The sequence below is a fragment of the Yoonia sp. R2331 genome, from assembly GCF_041103235.1.
Classification (GTDB): Bacteria; Pseudomonadota; Alphaproteobacteria; order Rhodobacterales; family Rhodobacteraceae; genus CANMYO01.
Genome location: NZ_JBGCUN010000001.1, coordinates 970,868 through 994,251, shown reverse-complemented (window position 1 = coordinate 994,251; position 23,384 = coordinate 970,868). Strand labels below are relative to the sequence as shown.

The following is a 23,384-nucleotide window of genomic DNA, read 5'->3' as shown; positions in this document are numbered from 1 at the left end:
ACGATCCAAATCGGAAATGCAGCCTGGGCCGGGATCGTGAATGCCAACAGGATGCTTCACACCACAGATCTTCGTCGCCCCAGTAGCCAGACAAAGAACACCCCGCCCACGAGTCCTGTGACGATGCCGATTGGCATATCTTCCGGTGCCATGACCTTGCGGGCCGTGATGTCCGCCCACAGCAGAAAGACCGCCCCGATAAGGGCTGAGCCGGGCAAGACACGCGCGTAATCACCGCCAACCAGCATGCGCACGACATGGGGCACCATCAGGCCAACAAAACCAATGATGCCAGAGAACGCGACCATGACCCCGGTGATCAAAGCCCCCACGACAAAGACGGATAACCGAAATCGCGCAACCGGAATACCAAGGGTTGATGCCGTCTCGTCCCCGACTGTCATTGCATTCAGGTCTTGGGCTTTCCACATCAGCCATCCGGCGCAGATGACCAGAATGACCAGCGGGTAGATCAACTGGCTCCACTGCGCGAGGCCAAGCCCCCCCAACATCCAGAAAACCACGATATGGGTGGCCTTGGGATCAGCCAGAAAGATCAGGACATTGGCGCAGGCCATGATGATGAACGACACGGCCACTCCGGCCAATACAAGCCGGTCAGCACTTGTGGCATCCGCAAGTCGTGACACACCCAGCACGATGAGTGTCGCGCCAAGTGCCCCCGCGAAAGCCAGCAGCGGCACGGTCAACAAGCCAATGAACATGCCGGTATGCAGCAGCGCGAGGATTGCGCCAAACGCGCCACCTGACGAAATTCCCAGAAGGTGCGGATCAGCCAGCGGGTTGCGGGTCACTGCTTGCAGGCTTGCGCCAACCATCGCCAGCCCGGCCCCGACCATCATCGCAAGAAGGGCGCGTGGAAACCGGATTTCCCAGACAATGGCCTCCCGGCTTTGAGACCATGTTTGCTCGATCAGGCCCGGCGCAACCTTGTTGCCGACGACGCCCCAGACCGTCGTCAGCGGGACCGGGACAGCACCAACTGAAATCGCAAGTGAAAGCGAGATCACCAGCAGAACCACCCCACCCAAAAGGAATGCGGTCATCCCGCTTGGATGTCGGACGGTGGCTTGCGTCTCTGTGACCTCGCTCATCTGCTCAATTCGCCCAGAAGGCTTCTGCCAAGGTCTTGATCGCTTGAATGTTGCGCGGACCGGGTGTCGCCTCTACGTATTCCAAGGTCACGAAGCGGTCGTTCTTGACCGCGTCCAGATCGGCGAACGCCGGATTTGACATCATGAATGCGCGCTTTTGTGCGGCGGTCACTTCGCCATAGTTCACAATCATGATGACTTCGGGATTGCGTTCAACGACCTCCTCCCACGTCACTGTTGCCCAGCTTTTCTCAAAATCATCCATGATGTTGACGCCACCTGCAGCCTCAATCAGTGCGGTAGGCATGGCGTAGCGACCAGCGGTGAATGGCGTGTCTTCTCCGCTGTCATAGACGAACACACGCAAAGGCTCACCGGTTTCCAACTCATCCGTAAGGGCAGCAAGTTCTGCCCGATAGCCGTCCACCAGTTCGGCGGCCTTGTCTTCGACATCAAAGATCGCACCAAGGTTGATCAGGTCAGCGTACATCATGTCGATGCTGGCCTTTTCGGTTTCCATGATGTGGGCGCAGGACTCAGTCAGTTCGTAGACCTGAACGCCGAACGGCTCCAACGTCTCTGGCGTGACCTCGCCGCCAACTTTCATGCCATAGTTCCACCCCGCGAAGAAAAAGTCAGCGTCCGCACCTACGATGACCTCTTTCGACGGATACTTCGCGGACAACTCGGGCAATTGCGCGACACCTGCGCGCATATCTTCGTCCAATGTCTTCCAGCCGGAAATGCCGGTATAACCGACCATCCGGTCTGCCAGACCCAGCACCAGCATCATTTCTGTCAGGTTGACGTCGTTTGAAACCGCGCGCTCTGGTGGTGCGTCGAAATTCACGGTGCGGTTGCAGCTTTGGACGGCCGTTTCCGCAGCGACAGTGCTTGCTGCGATCATTAACGCGGCTGAGCTCAGGAGGGGTGCCTTCACGTGGATATTCCTTTGTTATGAAGGTGAAATGTAAGGTGGCCGGTGTCGCTTTTGGAAAGCTGTTCACGTTGGGCGATGACTTGGAATGCGTCAGAGACAGCCGCCTCTGACAGCACCCGATCCGGGGGGCCAAACCCGATGGTGTGACCGGATTGCAGCAGCAGAACATCGTCGCAAACCCCTGCTGCGAGGTTCAGATCATGCAGAGATGTGACAATGGTCAGCGGCAGGGTGCGGATAAGGTCAAGAACTTCCAGCTGGTGACGGATATCCAGATGGTTGGTCGGTTCATCCAGGATCAAAATGCGCGGTTCCTGTGCCAAAGCGCGGGCAACCATCACCCTCTGGCGTTCTCCGCCTGATAAGGTTCCCAGATGGCGATGGGCCAAACCGTGCAGGTCCAAGCGGCCCAATGCACCATCAACAATGGCCTTATCACTGGATCCTGCGTTACCGCCGAACCCGCGCCGGTGGGGTGTGCGGCCCAAGGCTACGATCTCACCTACAGTCAAAGCAAAGTCGCTGGGCTGCTCTTGCAAGACGGCCGCAACGCGCTGAGCCACGGAACGAGCCGACAGGGTCCAGATGTCATCTCCATCAACATGCACAGTTCCGGTCATCGGTCGGTGAAACCGGTAAAGCAGCCGTAGCAGCGTTGTTTTTCCGGCTCCGTTCGGACCAACAATCCCCAGAACCCGTCCGGCCTCTACCATGAAACTGGTGGGCTGCAGCAGCGTTCCAGCACCACGTCCTGGCGACCAAGACAGGTCCTGCACTCTGAGGGTCGCAGCACTCACGATGCACGCGCCTCATTTTCCTCGATGACCATGATCGCGGCAGGCACACGCGCCAATGTCGACTTGCGCAGCTTCCCAGGGCGATCCACAGACGAACACCAACCATCGTGCAAATAGGCATATTGTTTGGCAAAGGCCACAAGGTCTTCGACGTCCGTCGCGGGGTCGATATCGCCGAAAAGATACGTCGCCTTCTTTGTGCCGTGATAGGCTACGGTGCATGGGCGATCACACCCCGCCATACAGGCCACGCCCGAAATCTCGAATGCCTCGGGAACTGCGTCCCCTGCATTGGCAATGGCCAGCCGCAGCTTTTCGATCAGCTCAAAGCCGGGGCGACATTCAGTGCCTTTGTGCCGACAGGATGTGCAAACTGTTATGCGATGATTCATCGGGCCCTCCGCCTCTCAGAAGGGCGAAGGAAGAACCACGTTGATGCCGGCAAAACCGATTGGCCATCATATGCTCCTGACCAGGCACCCCGCCTGCATCGTGTTGAAATGCCGGCATGCGATACATGCCGGTGATGGCAGGTCTCCTGACTCGCGGGTCGCAGCTTCCCCGAACCTTCCCGGACATCTTGTCCAGTGGTCCATATCGGGGTCGCTCACCGCTTACAGTTGCGGGGGCAGTCACGGATTTGGTGCCTACTGGCTACGCCTCACCGTGTTCCCTTTTCATCTCATTTGCCTTTGGCAGTTGAGAACCATCGCCCAAAGCAAATCGCAAAGTCCAACCGCAGTCAATGACCGAACCATTCCAGTCGCAAATTTGGCCTGTCGGCTAACTTATGATTGTTCTGCATTGCAAACTGAGAACGCGCGTTCGGCAGTGCTGGCCACATATGCCAGCATAAGGTGATGCGCCCGACGCCTCGCATTTCTTGATTGGATTTCGACATCGGGGCGCCCCTGCCCTTGTGAAGCGGCGCCACGCAGAACCATTGGGCCGGTTAGGCAGCACGCATGACCTTTTGCACCGACCGGGCAATCTTCCGAACCGCCACCTCAATCATCGGTTTTTGTCTGATGAACCGCGACGTCGGGACCGGGACCGAAATAGCGTGCAGTTCATCGGAAAGATCGCGGAATGCAAATCCAACGGCAGAAATTCCGTCCGAATGCTCGTCATTGTCGTATGCAAGTCCGGTCTCGGTGACTTGATCCAGAATCTTCGCAAATGCGTCAACGTCGAAGCCACCGTCAGTCTGGGCTGCCTCTGTCTGCGCATGCTTCAGAGCTAGGTCGCGCGGTAACTCTGCAAGACAGGCGCGCCCATTCGCTGTCGTTGTCACAGGAAACACCTCCCCCACCGAGGACACGGTGCGCAGGCGATGTGTTCCGGGAACCTGGTCGATGAAGATCATTTTGTTGCCCCGCAATACGGACAGATCAGAGGTTTCCCCAGTCGCCTGCGTCAATTCGGTCAAGAGCGGCCGACACAATTCAGCTGTGTTAAATCGGGCCGCTTCAGCCAATGCGCCCAACTCTGGGCCCAAGCGCACGCCACCACCCGATGTATTCGAGATCAACAGGCGTTCAACTTGCAGGGCCCCGACAATCCGCTGAACGGTCGAGCGCGGCAAACCGACCTCTGACGCGATCTGCCCAAGGCTCAATCCTTCAGGATGCTCTTTCAGGCTGCGCAATACCGTTGCTGCGCGTGAAATCACCTGAATTCCGCTTCTTGCGTTTTGACTTTCTTGCATTGCTCAAGGGCCTCCGCTGGTGCTGCTAGCATCTCATACCGCTACAGCCGCGCCCGTCAATACCAAACCGCATTGCGGTACAAGTGATCTACAATGCGATTTATTATTGACCGCAATGTGGTGCAAGTGTACCAAAAAGGAAGAATCGGGCTGGGTGGCCTAAGCAACAATTCAAACGCAACGCGCACCGCTTCGGCGGTGAACAGAGGACCTGTATCCATGGTGGAAATTCGCGGAATAGAATTCCAATCAAACACAGAAAATGACATGGGGCTCGAGTTTGTGAACCTCAGCCACCGGTTTGGCTATCAGTGTCCGAACTGGCCCTACTTCAAAGACGTCGCCATTGAGCGGAAGCACTACATGGCGAAGTCAGGTGTGCTGAGTCAGACGATCACCACCACCATGCATGTCACCACGCATATCGACGCGCCCGCCCACGTGGTTCAGGGCACACCATTCATTGATGAGGTGCCACTGCCGCACTTCTTTGGGTCCGGCCTTGTCGTCTCGATCCCAAAGAAAAAGTGGGAATCCATCACTGGCGATGACCTTGAAAAGGCCTGCGGCCACGCCATCCGCAAAGGCGACGTGCTCATCATCAACACAGGCTGGCACAAGCAATACGAAGACGGTGACTACTTTGCCTACTGCCCCGGGCTGGTGCAATCGGCCGCCGATTGGATGGTTGAAAAGGGCGTCAAAGTTGTGGGGCACGACACACAAGCCAATGACCATCCGCTGGCAACGGCAATTGGCCCGCAGCGCAATGGCCCGATCCTGCCCCATCTGGAAGAGGAATACAAAGAATGGTCCGGCGGAAGGGATTGGAAAGACGACTTCCCCGAATGGGAGCCGGTCCACAACACATTGTTTTCAAACGGCATTCTTGGAATTGAAAATGTCGGTGGCGATTTGGACTCTGTCACTGGCAAACGCGTGACGTTTGCGTTCTTCCCCTGGAATTGGGACCGGGGGGATGGCTGCATCATTCGCCTTGTTGCAATGACAGACAAACAACAGGCCTACCGCATCGAAGCTGGCGAGACGTTCTGATGCACGTCAAACGGTTTGCCGATGCCACGACCTATGACGCCCCCAATCACTGGGGCGTCACGGGCCTTCGGCTTCAAGGGTTCGAAGACGGTGGGCCCGAAAACCAATGGATTGGCTTTTCCCAGTTTCTGCCCGGTGGTGGAGCGGGACCGGACAGCACGCCGTTTGAAAAAGTCTACGTCGTTCTCGAAGGGGAAATGACGGTCGAGGTTGATGGCCGGGAAACCATTCTGGCGGCGATGGACAGTTGTACCATCCCGCCAGGTGAAGTCCGGCGCATCGAAAACAAGACGAACCATATTTGCAAAATGCTTGTCGTGATCCCGTATCCCAACGGCAAGAGACCGGAGTAACCACATGTCCCTCGATAATCCGCTCTCGATGTTTGATGTCCGTGGCAAGGTGGCCTTGATAACCGGGGCCTCTGGTGCCTTTGGCGCGGTGGCCGCACGTTGCCTGTCTGGCGCTGGATGCAAAGTCGTCCTCGCCGCTGGCAATGCCAAAGCTATGGCAGAGGTTGCGAACACCTGCGCGGGCGAGGTCCACCAGATCAACGCCCGCCCCGACAGTGAAGCTGCGTGCAACCAGTTGGTGGCAGATACGGTCGCTGCATTTGGCAGTGTCGACATTCTGGTTGTAGCCTCCGGCATGAATAAGGTCGCCAAGATCACAGAAATGGAGCCGGATACCTTCGATGGGGTGATGGACGCCAATGTGACGCAATCGTGGCTCATCGCTCGGTCTGTATCTGCGCAGATGACGGCGCAGGGGACTGGCGGAAAGATCGTGTTCGTGTCGTCTGCACGCGGCCTGCTTGGTCACCCAGCAGGATACACCGCGTATTGCGCCTCAAAGGCTGCGGTGGACGGCCTTACAAAGGCCCTCGGCTGCGAATTAGGACCGACGGGGATCACTGTGAACGCAATTGCCCCGACAGTGTTCCGCTCTCCGCTTACCGCATGGATGTTCGAAGACACACCAGAAGCGACCAAAGTCCGCGACGGATTTCTGGCCAGAGTACCCAAAGGACGGTTGGGAGAGCCCGAAGATTTGGCTGGCCCCCTGCTCTTTTTGTCCTCTGCCGCGTCTGATTTCTACACAGGCCACATCTTGTATGCCGATGGCGGCTATACGGCGGGCTGAGCGATGCGCAAGAACATCCAAACCGCCGTAATTGGTGCGGGCCTGATGGGGCACGGCATCGCGCTGACGCTGGCGCGTGCGGGGCAATATGTGCGTATCACCGATCCTGTTGATGCCGCCCGCGAAACTGTGGCGCAAAGGATTTCAGATAGTCTCAGAAGCCTCGGCGAAGCTGACGACCAAATCCCCAAGATCCTGAAGAAAATTGAAATCTGCGGCACGGTTTCCGGTGCCGTGCACGACGCGGAAATTGTTTTTGAAGCTGCGCCTGAAAAGCTCGACCTGAAGCAAAGTATCTTTGCAGAGGTAGAAGCACATGCGCCTGACACCTGCATTCTGGCATCGAATACGTCTGTCATGCCGATCACCAAGATTATGGGGAACCTCAAGCTCAAGAACCGCGCATTGGGGACACATTGGTGGAACCCACCCCATATGATTCCACTGGTCGAAGTGGTCCGCACGGAATGGACCGATGCCAAAGTTGCCGATCATGTCTTTGCGTTGCTGGCCGATGCCGGGAAGACACCTGTCTTGGTCAATAAGGATGTGCCCGGCTTCATTGGCAACAGGTTGCAACATGCGCTTTGGCGCGAGGCCATAAGTCTCGTTGAAAATGACATCTGCGATGCAGAAGCCGTCGACACCGTGGTCAAATCCAGTTTTGGCCGCAGGCTTGCGGTCTTGGGTCCGCTTGAAAACGTCGACCTTGTCGGAACGGATCTGACGCTGGATATCCACGAAAACGTTCTGTTTGATCTTGAGCGCCGTGCCGCCCCATCGCCGTACCTGGAGGACCTCGTCGATCAGGGCCGCTTTGGCATGAAGTCGGGCGAAGGCTTTCGCAGCTGGACAAAGGAGGAAGCCGCCCAAGTGCGCGCGCGCGTAGCCCAGCATCTGCAAAGATTGGACGAAATACTTTTAGACTGAAGCAACGAAACCGGTTCAAGAAACCGGACAAGGGAGGAAAACATGACATCGAAAACATCAACTTGGTCGCGCCGCCGTTTCTTGGCGGGCAGCGCCACAGCGTTGGCAGCCCCCGCCATTCTGACCGGCGGGCGCGCCTATGCAGACAATCCAGTGATCAAGGTCGGCCATGTCAGCCCGCGAACAGGGCCATTGGCCGGTTTTGCCGAGGCAGACGATTTTGTTCTGGAAGCGGTTCAGGCGGCACTGTCGGCGGGTCTGGAAAACAACGGTAAAGCCTACACGGTTGAGATTATCTCAAAAGACAGCCAATCAAACCCGAACCGCGCCGCAGAGGTTGCTGCCGATCTTATTCTTGGGGATGAGGTCGATATCATCGTCGCCGCCTCCACACCTGACACCGTGAACCCGGTTGCCGATCAGGCCGAGATTAACGAGGTCCCCTGCATCACCACCGATTGCCCTTGGCAGCCTTATTTCTTTGGCCGCAACGGCATCCCCGGCGAAGGATTCCTGAGCACCTACCATTTCTTCTGGGGGCTTGAGGATGTGATCGGTGCCTTCCTGGACATGTGGGACACAAGCGGCGTCGCAAGACAGGTGGGCGGCCTCTTTCCGAACGACGCAGACGGCAATGCATGGGGCGATGCCGAACTCGGCCTGCCCAAACCCTTGGCAGCGGCTGGCTATACCCTGACCGATCCGGGCCGCTATCAGCCGCTTTCGGATGACTTCAGCAATCAGATTGCTGCCTTCAAATCTGCCGGCTGTGAGATCATCACCGGCAATATGATCCCCCCCGATTTCGCAACTTTCTGGGCGCAGTCAGCCCAGCAAGGCTTCAACCCCAAGGTCGTAACCATCGGCAAGGCGCTGCTTTTCCCGTCGGTGATTGAGTCGCTGGGAGAGCGCGGTGACGGCCTTTCGTCAGAGGTCTGGTGGTCCCCGAACCACCCGTTTAACTCTTCCCTGACCGGTGCCAGCGCCAAAGAGCTTGCCGAGGGGTACACGGCGTCTTCCGGGCGCCCTTGGACCCAGCCGATCGGCTTTAAGCACGCGCTTTTCGAGGTTGTGGCTGACGTGATCAAACGGGCCGAAGATCTGGAAGATCCAGCGGCAATCGTATCTGCGATCGCGGCGACGAACCTCGATACGATTACCGGCAACGTGAATTGGTCCAACGGCCCCATCAACAACGTCACCAAGACGCCGTTGGTTGCAGGCCAATGGCAACGTGATGGCGATGCGCTTGACCTCAAGATCGTCGCGAACGCCGCTGCACCGGATATTCCTTTGACCGGCGAACTGAAACTTTTGTCGTAAACGCAGTCCCAAGGCAGCATGGCACAGGTCATGCTGCCGCCCCTACCCCCAAGAGGTGTCATGTCCACGTTCCTCCAACTGGATCAGGTCTCAAAGTCATTTGGCGCGGTCACCGTCGCCGATGGGCTGAGTTTTGAGGTCGATGCCGGGCAGGCCCTCGGCGTGATCGGGCCAAATGGTGCTGGCAAGACCTCCATGTTCAACTTGATTACAGGGACCTTGTCGCCCAACTCCGGGCAAATCATGTTTGATGGTCAGGATGTGACGCGCAGCAGCGCCGCCAAACGATGCCGGGCGGGGATGGCGCGCAGTTTCCAGGTCCCGCAACCGTTTTCGGGCATGACAGTCTTTGAAAATGCAATGATTGCAGCGACCCAGGCTGGTGGGATGATTGGCAAAGAGGCCGAAAATTTCTGTCTCGAGGTCTTGGACCAGACAGAGCTAATGGATCGTGCCAATACGCTTGCCGGCGGGTTGCCCCTGCTGGGTCGCAAGCGGCTGGAATTGACCCGCGCACTTTGCGCAAAGCCCAAGCTTCTGATGCTCGACGAAATCGCGGGCGGCTTGACCGAAGCGGAATGCACGTCACTCGTGCAAACGATTCAGGACATCCACAAACGCGGGGTCACGATCATCTGGATCGAACATGTGGTGCATGCCCTTTTGGCAGTTGTGGACAAGCTCATGGTCATCGACTTCGGTCGCAAGATTGCCGAAGGCGACCCCCGCACAATCATGGAAAGCCCCGAGGTTCAGGAAATCTATCTGGGAATTGATGGCGATGGCTGAACACATGCTGAAACTGAGCGGCCTAGATGCTTTCTACGGCGATTTCCAAGCACTCTACGGCGTCGACCTAGAGGTCTCGCAAGGCGAAATCTTGGCCATTATCGGTGCGAACGGCGCGGGCAAAACGACGCTGATGCGGGCGATCTCGGGATTGACGCAAAGCGGTGCGCCGATGGTGCGCTATCGCGGCGAAGACATTGGCGCACTCCGCGCCGACGAGGTCGCCAGCAAAGGCATCGCCCTGGTGCCCGAAGGCCGTCAGCTTTTTCCGTCTTTGTCGGTCGAGGAAAACCTCATCATCGGCGGGCAAATCGGGCGCAAGGGGCCATGGTCCTTGCAAACCGTCTACAAACTCTTCCCGATCTTGCAGGAACGCAAGCGCCAGCAATCGACCTCGCTATCGGGTGGTCAGCAGCAGATGGTCGCGATTGGGCGCGCGCTGATGTCCAACCCAGACCTGATCCTGTTCGACGAGATCAGCCTCGGACTGGCCCCGATCATCATCAAAGACATCTATGCGGCTTTGCCCGGCATCATCGGCGAAGGCATGAGCGCGTTGATTGTGGAACAAGACATCACCAAGGCGCTGTCGGTTTCGCAACGTTTCTATTGCTTGCAAGAAGGACGCGTCTCGCTCGAAGGGACGTCCGCGACCGCCGCGCGAGAGGATATTTCCCGCGCCTACTTTGGGGTGGCATAAGATGGATTGGGTCAACGCAATTGTTCAGGGCACGCTATTGGGCGGGCTATATGCGCTGTTCGCGGCAGGGCTTTCGCTGATTTTCGGGGTGATGCGTCTGGTGAATATCGCCCATGGCGACCTGATCGTTCTGGGTGCCTATCTGGGTCTTTCCGTCACCACGATTTTGGGGCTGCACCCCCTGTTGGCGCTGGTTCTGGTCGTCCCTGCAATGGCTTTGATCGGCTATGTCCTTCAACGCGGCATTCTCAACCAGACCTTGGGCAAAGACATCTTGCCCCCATTGCTGGTGACCTTTGGTTTGTCCGTCATCATCCAGAACGCGTTGCTGGAAACATACTCCGCCGATCCGCAGAAAATGAATGCGGGCACGCTGGAAACGGCCAGCATTTCGACCGGTGGCCTGTCGCTTGGCGTCTTGCCAGTCACGACATTCGTGATCGCCGTGGTCGTCATCGCAAGCCTGCAATGGGTGTTCTATCGCACGGCCCTCGGGCGCGCCTTTCGCGCCACCTCAGACAACCAAGAAATCGCGCAACTGATGGGGCTGAACCGGCGTCACATCTTTGGTCTTGCAATGGCGCTCGCGCTGGCTGTGACGGCGATTGCGGGCATCATGTTGGGCATCCGCACAAGCTTCGACCCCTCTATCGGGGGCGGGCGTCTGATCTTTGGGTTCGAGGCCGTCATCATCGGCGGTCTTGGCAACCTCTGGGGGACTTTGGTCGGCGGGGTGATCCTTGGTGTGGCCCAGACGATTGGGGCCAAGATCGACCCCGGTTGGCAGCTATTGGCGGGGCACCTCACCTTTCTCGTCATCCTTGCCATAAAACCCAACGGCCTATTCCCAAGGATCAACGAATGACCCAGCACAGCACATACGTCACGCGATCCTCCCCTGCGACCAGGACGATTGCTGTTGTTTGCGCACTTGTCTTGGTCGTCCTGATCGCCGCGCCCTATTGGGCTGGCCGCGCTGATCTGAGGTTGATGGGCGAGATCTTCCTTTACCTCGCACTCGCGAGCCTTTGGAACCTCATGGCAGGCTATGCCGGGCTGGTCTCTGTTGGGCAACAAGCCTTTGTGGGCCTTGGCGGCTACATGCTGTTTGCATTCACCATCTTCGGCGGGGTGCATCCGCTCACCGCGCTCGCCCTTGCCGGCGTGGTTGGTGCAATCGTCGCCGTGCCCGTGGCCTTGCTGATCTTCCGCTTGCGTGGGGCTTACTTTGCCATTGGCACCTGGGTCATTGCAGAGGTATTCCGCCTGTCGTTTGCTCAAATCTCTGCCTTGGGTGGTGGATCCGGGTCATCATTGCCGGTTGGCATTGTGCGATCTTTGGCATCATCGCGCGCGGGGCGCGAACACCTGAGCTATTGGTTGGCATTGGGGTCGGCCATCCTTGTGATCAGCGCGGTCTATCTGTTGCTGCGCTCGCGCAATGGTCTGGCGCTGACGGCGATCCGTGACAACGAACTTGCCGCCGGGTCGCTTGGCATCGACATCTGGCGAACCAAATTTGTCGTCTACCTGGTAACGGCGGCCCTGACCTCGGTCATTGGCGCATTGATCTTCCTGCAAAAGTTGCGGATTTCGCCCGACGCCGCCTTTTCGGTGAACGATTGGACAGCCTTCGTCATCTTCATCGTTGTGATTGGCGGCATAGGCACCATCGAAGGCCCGATCATCGGCACCCTGATCTTCTTTCTGCTGCGCGAAACGCTTTCCGATCTGGGAACGTTTTATCTGATGATCCTCGGGGTCGTGGCGATTGTCATCATGCTCAAAGCACCACAGGGCCTTTGGGGGCTGATCCGCGGTCGCTTCGACTTTGAACTCTTCCCGCTCAGCTATCGCGTGAAGAAAACCATTTCCTCTAAGAAAGACTGACCCATGGCCAAGAAGAAGCAAAAAACCATCATCACTTGCGCGGTGACGGGGGCCATCCACACGCCCACTATGTCTGACGCCCTGCCCTATAGCTATGACGACATCACGCAACAGGCCGTCGACGCCGCAGCGGCAGGCGCGTCAATCCTTCACCTGCACGCCCGCGACACACAAACCGGTGCGCCCTCGGTCGCGATTGATGATTTCGCGCCCTTCCTGCCAAGGATCAAACAGGCCACCGACGCCGTCGTGAACATCTCGACGGGCGGATCGCTGACATTGTCAATTCAGGATCGGATAAACCCGGCCAAGACATTCTCGCCCGAGATGTGTTCGATGAACATGGGATCAATGAATTTTTCCTTCCACCCGCTCGCCGGGCGTTACAAGGACGACGACTGGAAGTTCGATTGGGAAAAAGACTACGTCAAGAATTCTGACGGCAACATCTTTCGCAACACCTTTCGTGACATTCAGGAAGCCGCCGAAACACTCGCGCCGCACAACGTCAAGTTTGAGCATGAATGCTATGACGTCGGACACCTCTATAACCTGAAATTCTGCATGGATATCGGGTTGTTCAAGGCGCCGGTGTTTATCCAGTTCATCTTTGGCATTCTGGGCGGCATCGGGCCAGAAGTGGACAATCTTGTTTTCATGAAACGCACCGCAGATCGGCTTTTTGGTGACGACTATCGGTGGTCCGTGCTGGGGGCCGGTGGCGCCCAAATGACCCTTGGCACAACGGCAAGCCAGATGGGCGGCAACGTCCGCGTCGGACTAGAGGACAGCTTGTTTATCTCACGCGGTGCTCTTGCGGAAAGCAACGCGCAGCAGGTCACCAAGATTCGCCGCATTGTTGAGGATTTAGGTTGTGAAGTGGCCACACCAGATGAAGCGCGCGAAATACTTGATCTGAAGGGCGGCGACCGCGTGTCCTTTTGAGATCACGATGATCGGCCTGAACCAGAACACAGACAAACAAAGAGATTGATGATGAAAAAAGTCTATCCAAACGCCACCAGTGCGCTGGACGGCATCTTACAAGATGGCATGCTGATCGCCGCCGGTGGCTTTGGCCTATGCGGCATTCCAGAGCTTTTGATCAACGCGATCAAAGAGGCTGGGACCAAAAACCTGACCTTCGCCTCCAACAATGCTGGCGTTGACGACTTTGGGATCGGGGTGCTTTTGCAAACCCGACAGGTCAAGAAAATGATCTCGTCTTACGTTGGTGAAAACGCTGAATTCATGCGGCAGTACCTATCCGGCGAGCTAGAGCTCGAGTTTAATCCTCAGGGAACCCTTGCCGAACGCATGCGGGCGGGCGGATGCGGCATTCCGGGCTTTTACACCAAAACCGGTGTCGGGACCGTGATTGCAGACGGCAAAGAACACAAGGAATTCAACGGCGAAATCTACATCATGGAAGAAGGCCTGTTCGCCGACCTTTCTATCGTAAAGGCGTGGAAAGCGGACGAAACGGGCAATTTGGTGTTCCGCAAAACGGCGCGCAACTTCAACCCACCTGCCGCAATGTGTGGCAAAATCTGCATCGTCGAGGTCGAGGAAATCGTGCCCACAGGATCAATCGATCCCGATCACATTCACCTGCCGGGTATTTATGTGCATCGGCTGATTCAGGGCGAACACGAAAAACGTATTGAACAACGCACGACGAGGGCTGCCTAATGTGGGATCGCAATCAAATGGCCGCCCGAGCGGCACAGGAACTGCAAGATGGTTGGTATGTAAACCTCGGGATCGGCATCCCCACACGGGTCTCGAACTTCATCCCTGATGGAATTGAGGTCACTCTCCAATCAGAGAACGGGATGCTTGGCATGGGGCCCTACCCGTCCGACGACATGGTTGATCCGGATCTGATCAACGCCGGCAAACAAACGATCACAGAGCTCCCGCAAACCGCGTATTTCGACAGCGCACAAAGCTTTGGCATGATCCGGGGCGGAAAAATCGCCATGGCGATCCTCGGCGCAATGGAAGTCGCGCAAAACGGTGACATTGCGAACTGGATGATCCCGGGAAAACTGATCAAGGGCATGGGAGGCGCGATGGATTTGGTGGCAGGCGTTGGCCGCGTGGTGGTTGTGATGGATCACACCAACAAACACGGGGCCTCAAAAATCCTGAAAGAATGCACCTTGCCGCTGACGGGTAAAGGCGTGGTTGACCGGATCGTCACGAACCTTGGCGTTCTGGACGTTGTTCCAGGTGGTTTGCAGATCGTCGAAGTCGCCGACGGCGTCACCGAAGAGGACCTGCGCGCAGCAACAGAAGCAACGATCGTTTCATAAGAACAGATCCCGAATTTCGCCGACCGAAGGAGACCCAACATGGATGGAAATAACCCGGCTCAGCCGACCGGATGCCCAGTGCTGCACGGAAGCAATACGGCACAAGGTCAAACCGCAACCGGATGGTGGCCGAATGCTTTGAACCTCGGCATTCTCCACCAGCATGGCGCGCGGACGGATCCGATGGATCCCGATTTCGACTATCATGAAGCTCTCAAAACTCTGGACGTTGACACACTCAAGGCAGATTTGCGCGATCTGATGACGGACAGTCAGGACTGGTGGCCGGCTGACTGGGGCAGCTACGTTGGTATGTTTGCGCGGGTGGCGTGGCACGCAGCCGGGTCATACCGCACTTTCGACGGACGCGGCGGTGCCGGAAGCGGCAACCAACGTTTCGCGCCGCTGAATTCCTGGCCGGACAACGTGAATACCGATAAAGGCCGACGCTTGCTGTGGCCGATCAAACAGAAATACGGCAACGCTATCAGCTGGGCCGACCTTATCGTTTTGGCAGGAACAGTTGCTTACGAAGTCGCCGGGCTAAAGACCATTGGATTTGCCTTTGGCCGCGAAGATATCTGGGCCCCGGAAAGCGACATTAATTGGGGCCACGAAAACGAATGGCTTGCCGCAAGCGACAACCGCTATGACGATGTGGATCACGCCGAAACCCTGGACGCACCTCTCGCTGCGGTTCAAATGGGCCTGATCTATGTGAACCCCGAAGGCGTCAACGGCGTCCCCGACCCGCTCCGCACCGCAGCCCATATGCGCGAAACCTTCGCTCGGATGGGCATGAATGATGCCGAAACAGTCGCTCTTACGGCAGGCGGTCACACCATCGGCAAATGCCACGGCGCAGGGTCCGAAGCAAACCTCAGCCCGGATCCCGAAAAGGCCGGACCAGAGTTTCAGGGCATCGGATGGATGAACACCAAAGGCCGTGGCATTGGCCGCGACACCATGGTCAGCGGTCTCGAAGGCGCATGGACGACCGAACCGACGAAATGGGACATGGGCTATTTTGACATGCTCATGAACCATGAATGGGAATTGACAAAAAGTCCCGCAGGCGGCCAGCAATGGCAGCCTGTTGCCATCAACGAAGACCACATGCCGGTCGATGTCGAAGACCCGTCAATCCGGCGGATGCCGATGATGACGGATGCGGATATGGCGCTCAAGGTCGACCCGGCCTATCGCGCGATTGTCGACGCATTCCGTGCAGATCCCGCATCCTTTGATAAAGCCTTCGCGAAAGCTTGGTTCAAATTGACACATCGCGACATGGGTCCACCTACCCGCTACCGCGGGCCCGACGTGCCGCATGAAACGTTTATCTGGCAAGATCCCGTCCCGGCAGGTCCGACCGATTTTGACGTGGCAGCCGCAAAGTCCCTTATCCGGGCAACCGGGCTGAATGGAAGCGCGCTGATCGCAACCGCTTGGGACAGTGCCAGAACCTACCGTGGATCTGACAAGCGCGGCGGCGCCAATGGCGCACGCCTGCGGTTGCCCCCACAAAAGGACTGGGCCGGAAACGAACCTCAGCGGCTGGCCAGGGTGCTTGCGAAATTGGAACCCGTTGCTGCACAGGTTGGTGCTTCTGTTGCTGACATCATCATCTTGGCTGGGAATGTCGGCCTCGAAGATGCGATCGCGGCAGCCGGTCACAAGATTGACGTCCCTTTTGCGCCAGGTCGCGGCGATGCGACAGAAGCGATGACTGACGTTGCAGCGTTCGAGGTTCTCAAGCCCCTCGCGGATGGGTTCCGGAACTTCGCACCAGACACACCAGTTGCAAGCACCGAAGAACTGCTTCTGGACCGCGCGCAACTGCTGGGCCTTACAGCTGTGGAAATGACCGTTCTCATCGGCGGGATGCGCGTCCTGGGTACGAATTTCGGTGGGACTGATTACGGCGTCTTCACAGATCGTGTGGGCGTTCTCTCTCCTGATTTCTTCAACGTCTTGACGGACATGAAATACAGCTGGCACCCGGCGGACGATGGGCACTACGACATCAAGGACCGATCGTCAGGTCAACGGAAATGGCGTGCAACGCGGGTTGATCTGGTCTTCGGCTCGAATGCGATCCTCCGCGCCTATGCGGAAGTCTATGCGCAAAACGGGAATGCAGAAAAATTCGTCCGGGATTTCGTATCGGCCTGGACGAAAGTCATGAACGCAGACCGCTTTGATCTTTAACATTGCCCAGATTGCTGGCGTGGTTGAATAGACCACGCTGGCAAAAATCTGAACGATATCGGCGCTATCGGCCATGATGGATGGTGATACAGACAGCGCGCCCTAAGCCCAATTCGGGCGTAACGGCGCGCCAAAGATCTGGCCTGTTGCTTTGTCAGCGAACCAAATCGCGACATCACAAATACCTCGTTCCCGGCCAGCCATGTTGCGACAAAGGTGTAAGTGACAAAGCTTCAAGGCGAAAAATGCATCACCTTACAGGCTCCTCAACATCGAAAACGACCGTAATCAACGCGCCACATTCGGACAGACCATAACAGCATGATGGCGGAGGATCAGTCTGTCGAACTATTCCGCCAAACACTTGAAATAAATAGTATATTTGACAGACAAGAAATTATTGCCACACCTTACACCACACTAGCACCTCAAAAACGATACGTTCGGCCTATTGCGGACCTGCGAGCACCTTTCAAAATGCTGCGTTTCCAGCCCGTATTGCCGCCGTTTGTTGACGCACCTATTTCGCCGTGGGCTGAGCTTTCTTGGTAAATGCGCGTTTGGAAACAAACGTGTTGAGCGGATGTGATCCTCGAAATTTTGGCCAAGGACCAAGGTCGTTTCAAAGAAGTTCCGATGCGAAAAGCTTTTGCGAAAGAAAGACGACAGCGGCCGTGCCTGCACCTGTCTCCTGAAGACAAGAAATGTCCTGCGTAAAATCAGGTTTTTCCGACAGGCTTCAACTCTGCAAACGCCAGGCCGGTGGCTTCCTCATATTCTGTTTCGTCCCAAAATCCGATTAGGATACCATCTTTTGCGGCTCGTTTTTGGCGGGCGAGGACGGCTGGTGTTGCGGTGATCCGTGTGTGGTGACGCGTCGCCCAGTGAAGGAGCGCGGCCTCCATCCGTGTTCGAATGCCGATATATTCAGGAATGTCAGATTGGCCAAGGTCCGTGAGTTCGCCCGGGTCGCTCTCAACGTCGAACAGGATCGGTTCGAACCCCTCGCATCTTATATATTTCCAGCGGCCATCGAAGATCATCGTCGTGTGCGCATCTTCTTGGCTTACGTCCAGCGCACGCGCCATTTCGGACCAGTGGTAATCATGTTCGCTGATGACATACTTACGTGAAAATCCATCGGCTCCGTGCAGGATTGGCGTCAGGTCACGGCCTTCTATGACGTGCGGCTTGGCCTCGCAGCCCAAGGCATTCATGAAGGTTGGCGCAAGGTCGATCATTTCGACCAAGGCATCTGACACGGTGCCTCGGGTGGCGTCCGCCTGCGATCTCGGATCGCTGATGATAAGAGGAACCTTGACCGCCATCTCATGATAGAAGTCTTTGTCGCCCATCCAGTGATCGCCCATGTAGTCCCCGTGATCCGAGGTGAAGGCGATGATGGTATTCTCGCCAAACCCCTTTTCATCCATCCAGGCGAATAGCCTGCCAAGGTTGTCATCAAGCTGCTTGATCAGCCCCATATAGGCCGGAACAACATGGGCACGCACGTGATCGCGCGAAAAGCTGCGGCACACACGCGCCTCCAGATACGCGCGCATCAAAGGGTGCCGGGTCTCGCGTTCGGCGTCCGCGCGGACCGGATCGATGATATGCGTCTCATCGTACATGTCGTGATACGGTGCAGGAACGATGTACGGCCAATGTGGCTTGATAAAACTCAGGTGACACATCCATGGTCGTCCATCGGCCTCGGCCTCCTGCATGAAATCCATGGCGCGGTCGGTCATATAGGCCGTCTCGGAATGCTCTTCGGGCACGTTGGCGGGCAGGCGCGAGTTCTTCAGAAGCCAGGCCGAAAGCAATTCGCCATCGTCATCGAGGCCGGAATTGGCGAAGTCTTCCCAGGGATTGTCGCTCTCGTATCCATGGGCGACCAGGTAATCATCATAGGCCGACCATTGCTGGCGCGCGCTATCGGGGTGAAGGCCATCGTCACGTTCGAACGGTTCGAATCCGCATTCAGACCGCCGCACACCGATCTCGCTTTTCGGATCGATGCCAAGCCACGCCATGCCTTCGCGGTCTGCGATCATATGTGTCTTGCCCACCAGCACTGCGCGCGCTCCGGCCTCGCGCAGGTGATCGCCCAAGGTCGGCTCACCGACGCGCAGCGGCATGCCATTCCAGGTCGAGCCATGGCTGCGCACATATCGCCCGGTATAGGCAGACATCCGCGAAGGGCCGCACACCGGCGATTGTACATAGGCACGGTCGAAACGCACGCCGCGCGCGGCCAGCGCATCGATATGCGGCGTGTGCAGGTGTGGGTGGCCATAGCAGCTGAGGTAATCGAACCTAAGTTGGTCGGCCATAATCCAAAGCACATTCGGGCGGTCGGTCATGGCGCAGCCTCGGCACCAAGGCTTTCGGGCAAAGGCGCCTCCACACAGGCTTCGAAACGGTCGATGAGCCCGATGAAGGTGTCCAGCTCTTCTTCGGAAAAGGTCCGGGACAGCGCCGCGCGGCGGGCCGACATGACGACCGAAGTCTGCTTGAAGACCTCGCGCCCATGGCCTGTCAGCTCAACTAGGGACTGCCTGCGGTCGGTCTGACTGATGCTGGTTGTCACGTATCCTTTGCTGACCATCACGGGGATCGCGCGGCTGATCAGGGCATGATCGGTCCGCTGAATTGCGGCCATTTCGGTCACGGTGAGCGGACCGGCCTCTGCCAGATCCCACAGGACCCGCCATTCGGTGATGGACAGCTCTCCGGCAGATTTCAGCATGCGTTGCGCCTGAACGCGGGAGGCCTGCGACGCCGCTGCCAAGCGACCGAACAGATTGCGGTTCTGTTCAAGCTGGCGGTCTTTGACCTTGTCTGGCCTGGTTTTGATCCGGTTTGTCATGTGATCTCCCTCACCAGCGATAAGACCAGCAAAACTTTTACGTGACAAGTCACATAATTTTTGTAACGGTGAATCAGGAAACCCGCAAAAGGCGGGTCATTTGCCTGCGCCACGGCGCTGCATTGGGAGGAAGCCATGATCAGAAATACCATCGCCGGGGCGATTTTTGCCTCGTTGCCAGCCGCAGGTTTTGCACAAGTGACACTTACGGCAGAGACCACTTCGCCCGGGTCAACCCCACACTACATTGATACGACCTTGGCGGCTGTTCTGGATGCAGCGGGCGTCGCCACGATGCAGATCACCGAAGGTGCCACGCTCACCAATTCGGTGCAGGCCGTGGCCGAAGGCCAACTGGATATGGCGCCGGCACCCTTGATCCTACCATTTCTGCTGTCCCGTGGTGTAGGCCCCTATTCCGGCCTGGGGGAAGAGCGCGGCGCCGAGCTGGCCGGGAATTTGCGGGCGCTGTTCTTTTCCGCACCTTCGGCTCAACTCTTTGGTCACTACAACAGCGGCGCAATTCAAAGCCCTGCCGATATCGAAGGCAAGCGCATCTACAACGGTCCGCCGCGTGGCGCGGCGTTGACGACGGGTCGCGCAGCGATCCAGTTGCTCAGCGGCTTAAAGGATGGCGAAGGCTATGAAGGCGTCCAAACACCTTGGCCAGATACGGTTTCAACAATCACGGGCGGTGCGGTTGACGGCTGGACCCTTCCCGAAGGCTTGCCCTCTGGTCGGCAGATCGCCATCGCCGCAGCAGGTGGCACGACGCTCTACGATATTCCTGCGGATGTTCTGAACAGCGAGCTTGGGCAGCAGATCGTGAACGCGCCCGGAAACGTCGCATATTCCATCCCGGTCGAGGAATATCGCGCGGCCTATGAAGGCAATGACATCACGATCGTCACCGATGATGATACGTTTGATACCTTTGCGCTGGCTTTTGCGCAGATCGTTCCGGCCTCCATGGACGAGGAACTGGCCTACAAAATCACCAGCGCTTATCTGGCAGAGCAGGAACGGTTCTTGACCGGGTCGCCGCGCGGTCCCTACCTGTTCCTGAGTTTCGGCGACATTGATGGGGCGCCCCAGGGTATTTGCGGTGCCGTCAAGCTGACCATGCATCCTGGCGCGATCCGCGCGTATGAGGAGGCTGGACATACGGTAGCCGATTGCGCCCGGCCTTAGGGGGCAGCAGCGCAGCCGGTGGGAAAATGACCGACGCACCACAGACCATGAAGCCAAAGGGGCAGCGCATTGCGCTGTTCCTTGCGTTTGTTCTCGTGTGTGTCGGTATGCTCAACACCTTGCCCGAAATCCCGGGACTTCAGGATTGGGCGCGCGAGATCACAGGCATCCGGTTCTTTCGCATTTCCGGCTTTCCCACTGAATTCTTCTTTCCGCCGATCTTTGTCCTGATGATGGTGATCGTCGCACTCGACGCGAGCCTTTACCGCAAATGGCGCACGACACGTCCCGCGCGCGCCTGGCTGGGTCTTGCCCTGGATGTGGGACTGATTTTGGCAGCATTGGCTGGCGCGGTGGGTTTCTGGATCGAGATCGACTCGGTCTGCCTGATAGACCAGATCACCGGCGAACGAGCGCGCTTGATCGAAGAAGCGATGGGGCGATCCGCCAATCTGATCCCCGGCATGACCCTCGAAGCCGAGGTGCCGGCCTGTCAGGCCCGCCTGGGCATCTGGGCTCTGCCGCTGCTGTTCACCATCATCCTTCTGTTCTTTCTCTACAACCTGCGAGTCTGGGGGCTGCCGCTGGTTGTCGTCGCCAGCATCGTCGTGCTCTACACGATCGCGACAGCCCTGATCTGGGTCTTTGGCCTGAGCGAGCATAACTTCTTTCTGACCAAACTGGGGGCGGATGGAGGCGATGCGCTGGCTGCGGCGATCCAGAAGGCCACAAATGTCTTCATCACGCCCGATGGATTCATGGGCCGTTTCATGGACATCATCATAAACCAGGTGTTCCCATACGTCGTGTTGGGGGCGCTTTTCGGGTCGTCGGCAGGTGGCACGTCGCTGATCAAACTCGCCGTGCGCCTGACGCGGAACCTGCGCGGCGGCCCCGCACACGCCGCGATTGTCTCATCGGCCATGTTCGGCACGATCACCGGTGGCCCGGTCACCAATGTGCTCTCGACCGGTCGGCTCACCATCCCGATGATGCGTCGCAATGGCTTTTCGCCACAGTTCGCAGGCGGGGTCGAGGCGGCCGCGTCGTCAGGTGGGCAGATCATGCCACCGGTCATGGGCATTGCAGCCTTCGTTCTGGTCGCACTGACCTCGGTGCCCTACACCAAGGTCATCACGGCGGCTTTCATCCCGGCCATTGCGTTCTTCTTCTCGATCTTCCTGGCGGTCATGTTCCAGGCAAGACGCGAAAAGGTCGAGCCGATGCGCACTATCCCTGAAGATTTGATCATGGAGCGGCAGGATTGGCGGAACCTATGGATCATCTTTCTACCCATTCTTGTGATCCTGTTTTTGCTTCTGGGAAACAAGGATGCCATTGGCGAAAGCTGGATCGCCTTTGTGCTTCCGGAGGTTGTCATCCAAACAATCGTCAACGCCACCGGTGACGCCGTGTCGGCCGGTTGGTGGGCCGTGGCGATCCTGCTGCCCCTGTTGCTTCTGGACCCAGGAACTCGCGCGCACCCTCGCAAGATCGCAATGGCGCTTGGCGAGGGTGGCATCCTCATTTCGCGCTTGTTTCTGCTGCTTTTCGCGGTTTCGATTATCGCGGCTTTCCTGAACGAAAGTGGCCTGACGGGTGAACTGACCCGTGCTGTTACGACTTGGCTGGAGCAGGTCACGTCAATCCGCGTTCTGGGGTATGAGATCCAGATAGCCGGTGGCGTTTACCTGATGCTTGCCCTGGTGTGCGCCATGTTCTGCGCAATCCTTCTGGGCATGGGGATGCCAACCGTTCCGGCTTATGTGAACGTCGCCCTTCTGCTTGGCCCGCTTCTGGCGGAGCTTGGTGTCAGCTTCTTCACCGCCAACATGTTCGTCTTCTACTTCGCCGTGGCCTCGGCCATTACGCCGCCAGTTGCGGTCGCCGCCTTTGCCGCGTCGTCGATCACAGGGTCAGAGCCCATGCGCACGGCTTTTTCGGCGGTGCGGGTGGGCATCGTCATGTTTACGATCCCCTTTGTCTTTGCCTGGTACCCCGAATTGCTGCTGATCCCCGAGGCCGTCACGATAACCGATGAAACCGGACGGCGCGTGTTCATGGAAGGATATTCAGGCGAAACTGAATTCGGGGCACTCGCGCTGCTCCTGTTCCGGCTTTCTGTTGCGCTGTACTTGCTGGCCTCCGCTCTGGCCCGTTACGATCATACGGCACTTTCCGGGTGGGAAATGTCACTGCGGATTCTCGCGGCGGTACTCATTCTCTGGAAGGCACCATTAGTGATGTTCGTCGGGGGTGTGTTGGCCAGCGTCTTGTTGGCGGTTCACTATTTTCGAAGAAGAACGCTGCACTAGGAATGGTGGCCGATCGGCAAATTTGGATTAAACCATTTAGGGTTTGCTGACAAAAAGGGTTTTGAACGGCCCTTAGCTGCCATTGC

22 protein-coding genes and 1 riboswitch are annotated in these 23,384 nt (G+C 57.6%); of the genes, 15 read left to right on the top strand and 7 right to left on the bottom strand.

Translation table 11 applies throughout. The annotated features are described in order from the left end of the window. Positions 1–56 precede the first annotated feature (56 nt). The 5 genes from AB3Y40_RS05020 to AB3Y40_RS05000 all read right to left on the bottom strand — a co-directional run bounded on the left by AB3Y40_RS05020 (position 57) and on the right by AB3Y40_RS05000 (position 4,524). Positions 57–1,067, bottom strand: coding sequence for a FecCD family ABC transporter permease (locus tag AB3Y40_RS05020; protein ID WP_369439608.1), 1,011 nt, complete (start codon positions 1,065–1,067; stop codon positions 57–59). 52 nt (positions 1,068–1,119) lie between these two features. Beyond that, a complete protein-coding gene (locus AB3Y40_RS05015; protein WP_369439607.1) occupies positions 1,120–2,022 on the bottom strand; it encodes an ABC transporter substrate-binding protein in 903 nt (300 codons plus the stop codon). A gap of 29 nt (positions 2,023–2,051) precedes the next feature. After that, positions 2,052–2,852, bottom strand: coding sequence for an ABC transporter ATP-binding protein (locus AB3Y40_RS05010; RefSeq protein ID WP_369437696.1), 801 nt, complete (start codon positions 2,850–2,852; stop codon positions 2,052–2,054). Next, on the bottom strand, positions 2,849–3,244 hold the full coding sequence (locus AB3Y40_RS05005; protein ID WP_369437695.1) for a DUF1636 family protein: 396 nt from the start codon (positions 3,242–3,244) through the stop codon (positions 2,849–2,851). The genes AB3Y40_RS05010 and AB3Y40_RS05005 overlap by 4 nt, the downstream gene beginning before the upstream one ends. A 119-nt stretch (positions 3,245–3,363) precedes the next feature. Next, positions 3,364–3,578: riboswitch (cobalamin riboswitch) on the bottom strand. Positions 3,579–3,804: 226 nt separating this feature from the next. Next, the gene (locus AB3Y40_RS05000) at positions 3,805–4,524 is read right to left on the bottom strand and encodes an IclR family transcriptional regulator (protein WP_369437694.1); all 720 of its coding nucleotides are present in this window, start codon (positions 4,522–4,524) and stop codon (positions 3,805–3,807) included. Between the two features lie 255 nt (positions 4,525–4,779). Between AB3Y40_RS05000 and AB3Y40_RS04995 the strand changes: the two genes are divergently transcribed. From AB3Y40_RS04995 to katG, 13 genes are read left to right on the top strand one after another with little or no spacing between them, the layout of a single operon-like run. Continuing rightward, positions 4,780–5,616 carry a cyclase family protein gene (locus AB3Y40_RS04995; RefSeq protein ID WP_369437693.1) on the top strand — a complete coding sequence of 279 codons (837 nt, stop codon included), beginning with the start codon at positions 4,780–4,782 and terminating at the stop codon, positions 5,614–5,616. After that, positions 5,616–5,969, top strand: a complete 354-nt coding sequence (locus tag AB3Y40_RS04990; RefSeq protein ID WP_369437692.1) for a cupin domain-containing protein — start codon at positions 5,616–5,618, stop codon at positions 5,967–5,969. Before AB3Y40_RS04995 ends, AB3Y40_RS04990 begins: the two co-directional genes overlap by 1 nt. A gap of 4 nt (positions 5,970–5,973) precedes the next feature. Beyond that, the gene (locus tag AB3Y40_RS04985; RefSeq protein WP_369437691.1) at positions 5,974–6,759 is read left to right on the top strand and encodes an SDR family NAD(P)-dependent oxidoreductase; all 786 of its coding nucleotides are present in this window, start codon (positions 5,974–5,976) and stop codon (positions 6,757–6,759) included. Positions 6,760–6,762: 3 nt separating this feature from the next. Then, positions 6,763–7,689, top strand: a complete 927-nt coding sequence (locus tag AB3Y40_RS04980) for a 3-hydroxyacyl-CoA dehydrogenase family protein (RefSeq protein ID WP_369437690.1) — start codon at positions 6,763–6,765, stop codon at positions 7,687–7,689. A 42-nt stretch (positions 7,690–7,731) separates the two neighbouring features. Further along, positions 7,732–9,012 (top strand): ABC transporter substrate-binding protein, encoded by a 1,281-nt coding sequence (locus AB3Y40_RS04975; RefSeq protein ID WP_369437689.1) that lies wholly within the window; start codon positions 7,732–7,734, stop codon positions 9,010–9,012. A gap of 60 nt (positions 9,013–9,072) precedes the next feature. After that, a complete protein-coding gene (locus AB3Y40_RS04970; RefSeq protein WP_369437688.1) occupies positions 9,073–9,801 on the top strand; it encodes an ABC transporter ATP-binding protein in 729 nt (242 codons plus the stop codon). A gap of 4 nt (positions 9,802–9,805) precedes the next feature. Further along, positions 9,806–10,501 (top strand): ABC transporter ATP-binding protein, encoded by a 696-nt coding sequence (locus tag AB3Y40_RS04965; RefSeq protein WP_369437687.1) that lies wholly within the window; start codon positions 9,806–9,808, stop codon positions 10,499–10,501. A 1-nt stretch (position 10,502) separates the two neighbouring features. Next, a complete protein-coding gene (locus AB3Y40_RS04960) occupies positions 10,503–11,366 on the top strand; it encodes a branched-chain amino acid ABC transporter permease (protein WP_369437686.1) in 864 nt (287 codons plus the stop codon). Further along, positions 11,363–12,391 (top strand): branched-chain amino acid ABC transporter permease, encoded by a 1,029-nt coding sequence (locus AB3Y40_RS04955; RefSeq protein WP_369437685.1) that lies wholly within the window; start codon positions 11,363–11,365, stop codon positions 12,389–12,391. Before AB3Y40_RS04960 ends, AB3Y40_RS04955 begins: the two co-directional genes overlap by 4 nt. A 3-nt stretch (positions 12,392–12,394) precedes the next feature. Beyond that, on the top strand, positions 12,395–13,336 hold the full coding sequence (locus AB3Y40_RS04950) for a beta-keto acid cleavage family enzyme (RefSeq protein ID WP_369437684.1): 942 nt from the start codon (positions 12,395–12,397) through the stop codon (positions 13,334–13,336). A gap of 51 nt (positions 13,337–13,387) precedes the next feature. Continuing rightward, the gene (locus tag AB3Y40_RS04945; RefSeq protein ID WP_369437683.1) at positions 13,388–14,083 is read left to right on the top strand and encodes a CoA transferase subunit A; all 696 of its coding nucleotides are present in this window, start codon (positions 13,388–13,390) and stop codon (positions 14,081–14,083) included. After that, positions 14,083–14,709 carry a 3-oxoacid CoA-transferase subunit B gene (locus AB3Y40_RS04940; protein WP_369437682.1) on the top strand — a complete coding sequence of 209 codons (627 nt, stop codon included), beginning with the start codon at positions 14,083–14,085 and terminating at the stop codon, positions 14,707–14,709. The genes AB3Y40_RS04945 and AB3Y40_RS04940 overlap by 1 nt, the downstream gene beginning before the upstream one ends. A 39-nt stretch (positions 14,710–14,748) precedes the next feature. Beyond that, positions 14,749–16,920: a catalase/peroxidase HPI gene (gene katG / locus AB3Y40_RS04935; RefSeq protein ID WP_369437681.1), complete on the top strand. Its 2,172-nt coding sequence runs from the start codon at positions 14,749–14,751 to the stop codon at positions 16,918–16,920. Between the two features lie 719 nt (positions 16,921–17,639). On the opposite strand, the gene AB3Y40_RS04930 is transcribed toward katG, so the two are convergent. Next, positions 17,640–19,286, bottom strand: coding sequence for a sulfatase-like hydrolase/transferase (locus tag AB3Y40_RS04930; RefSeq protein WP_369437680.1), 1,647 nt, complete (start codon positions 19,284–19,286; stop codon positions 17,640–17,642). Beyond that, positions 19,283–19,792, bottom strand: a complete 510-nt coding sequence (locus AB3Y40_RS04925) for a MarR family winged helix-turn-helix transcriptional regulator (RefSeq protein WP_369437679.1) — start codon at positions 19,790–19,792, stop codon at positions 19,283–19,285. Before AB3Y40_RS04925 ends, AB3Y40_RS04930 begins: the two co-directional genes overlap by 4 nt. 135 nt (positions 19,793–19,927) lie before the next feature. On the opposite strand from AB3Y40_RS04925, the gene AB3Y40_RS04920 reads away from it, so the two are divergent. Both AB3Y40_RS04920 and AB3Y40_RS04915 read left to right on the top strand, forming a co-directional pair. Beyond that, positions 19,928–20,983, top strand: coding sequence for a TAXI family TRAP transporter solute-binding subunit (locus AB3Y40_RS04920; protein ID WP_369437678.1), 1,056 nt, complete (start codon positions 19,928–19,930; stop codon positions 20,981–20,983). A gap of 26 nt (positions 20,984–21,009) precedes the next feature. Beyond that, positions 21,010–23,298 (top strand): TRAP transporter permease, encoded by a 2,289-nt coding sequence (locus AB3Y40_RS04915; protein ID WP_369437677.1) that lies wholly within the window; start codon positions 21,010–21,012, stop codon positions 23,296–23,298. Positions 23,299–23,384 lie beyond the last annotated feature (86 nt).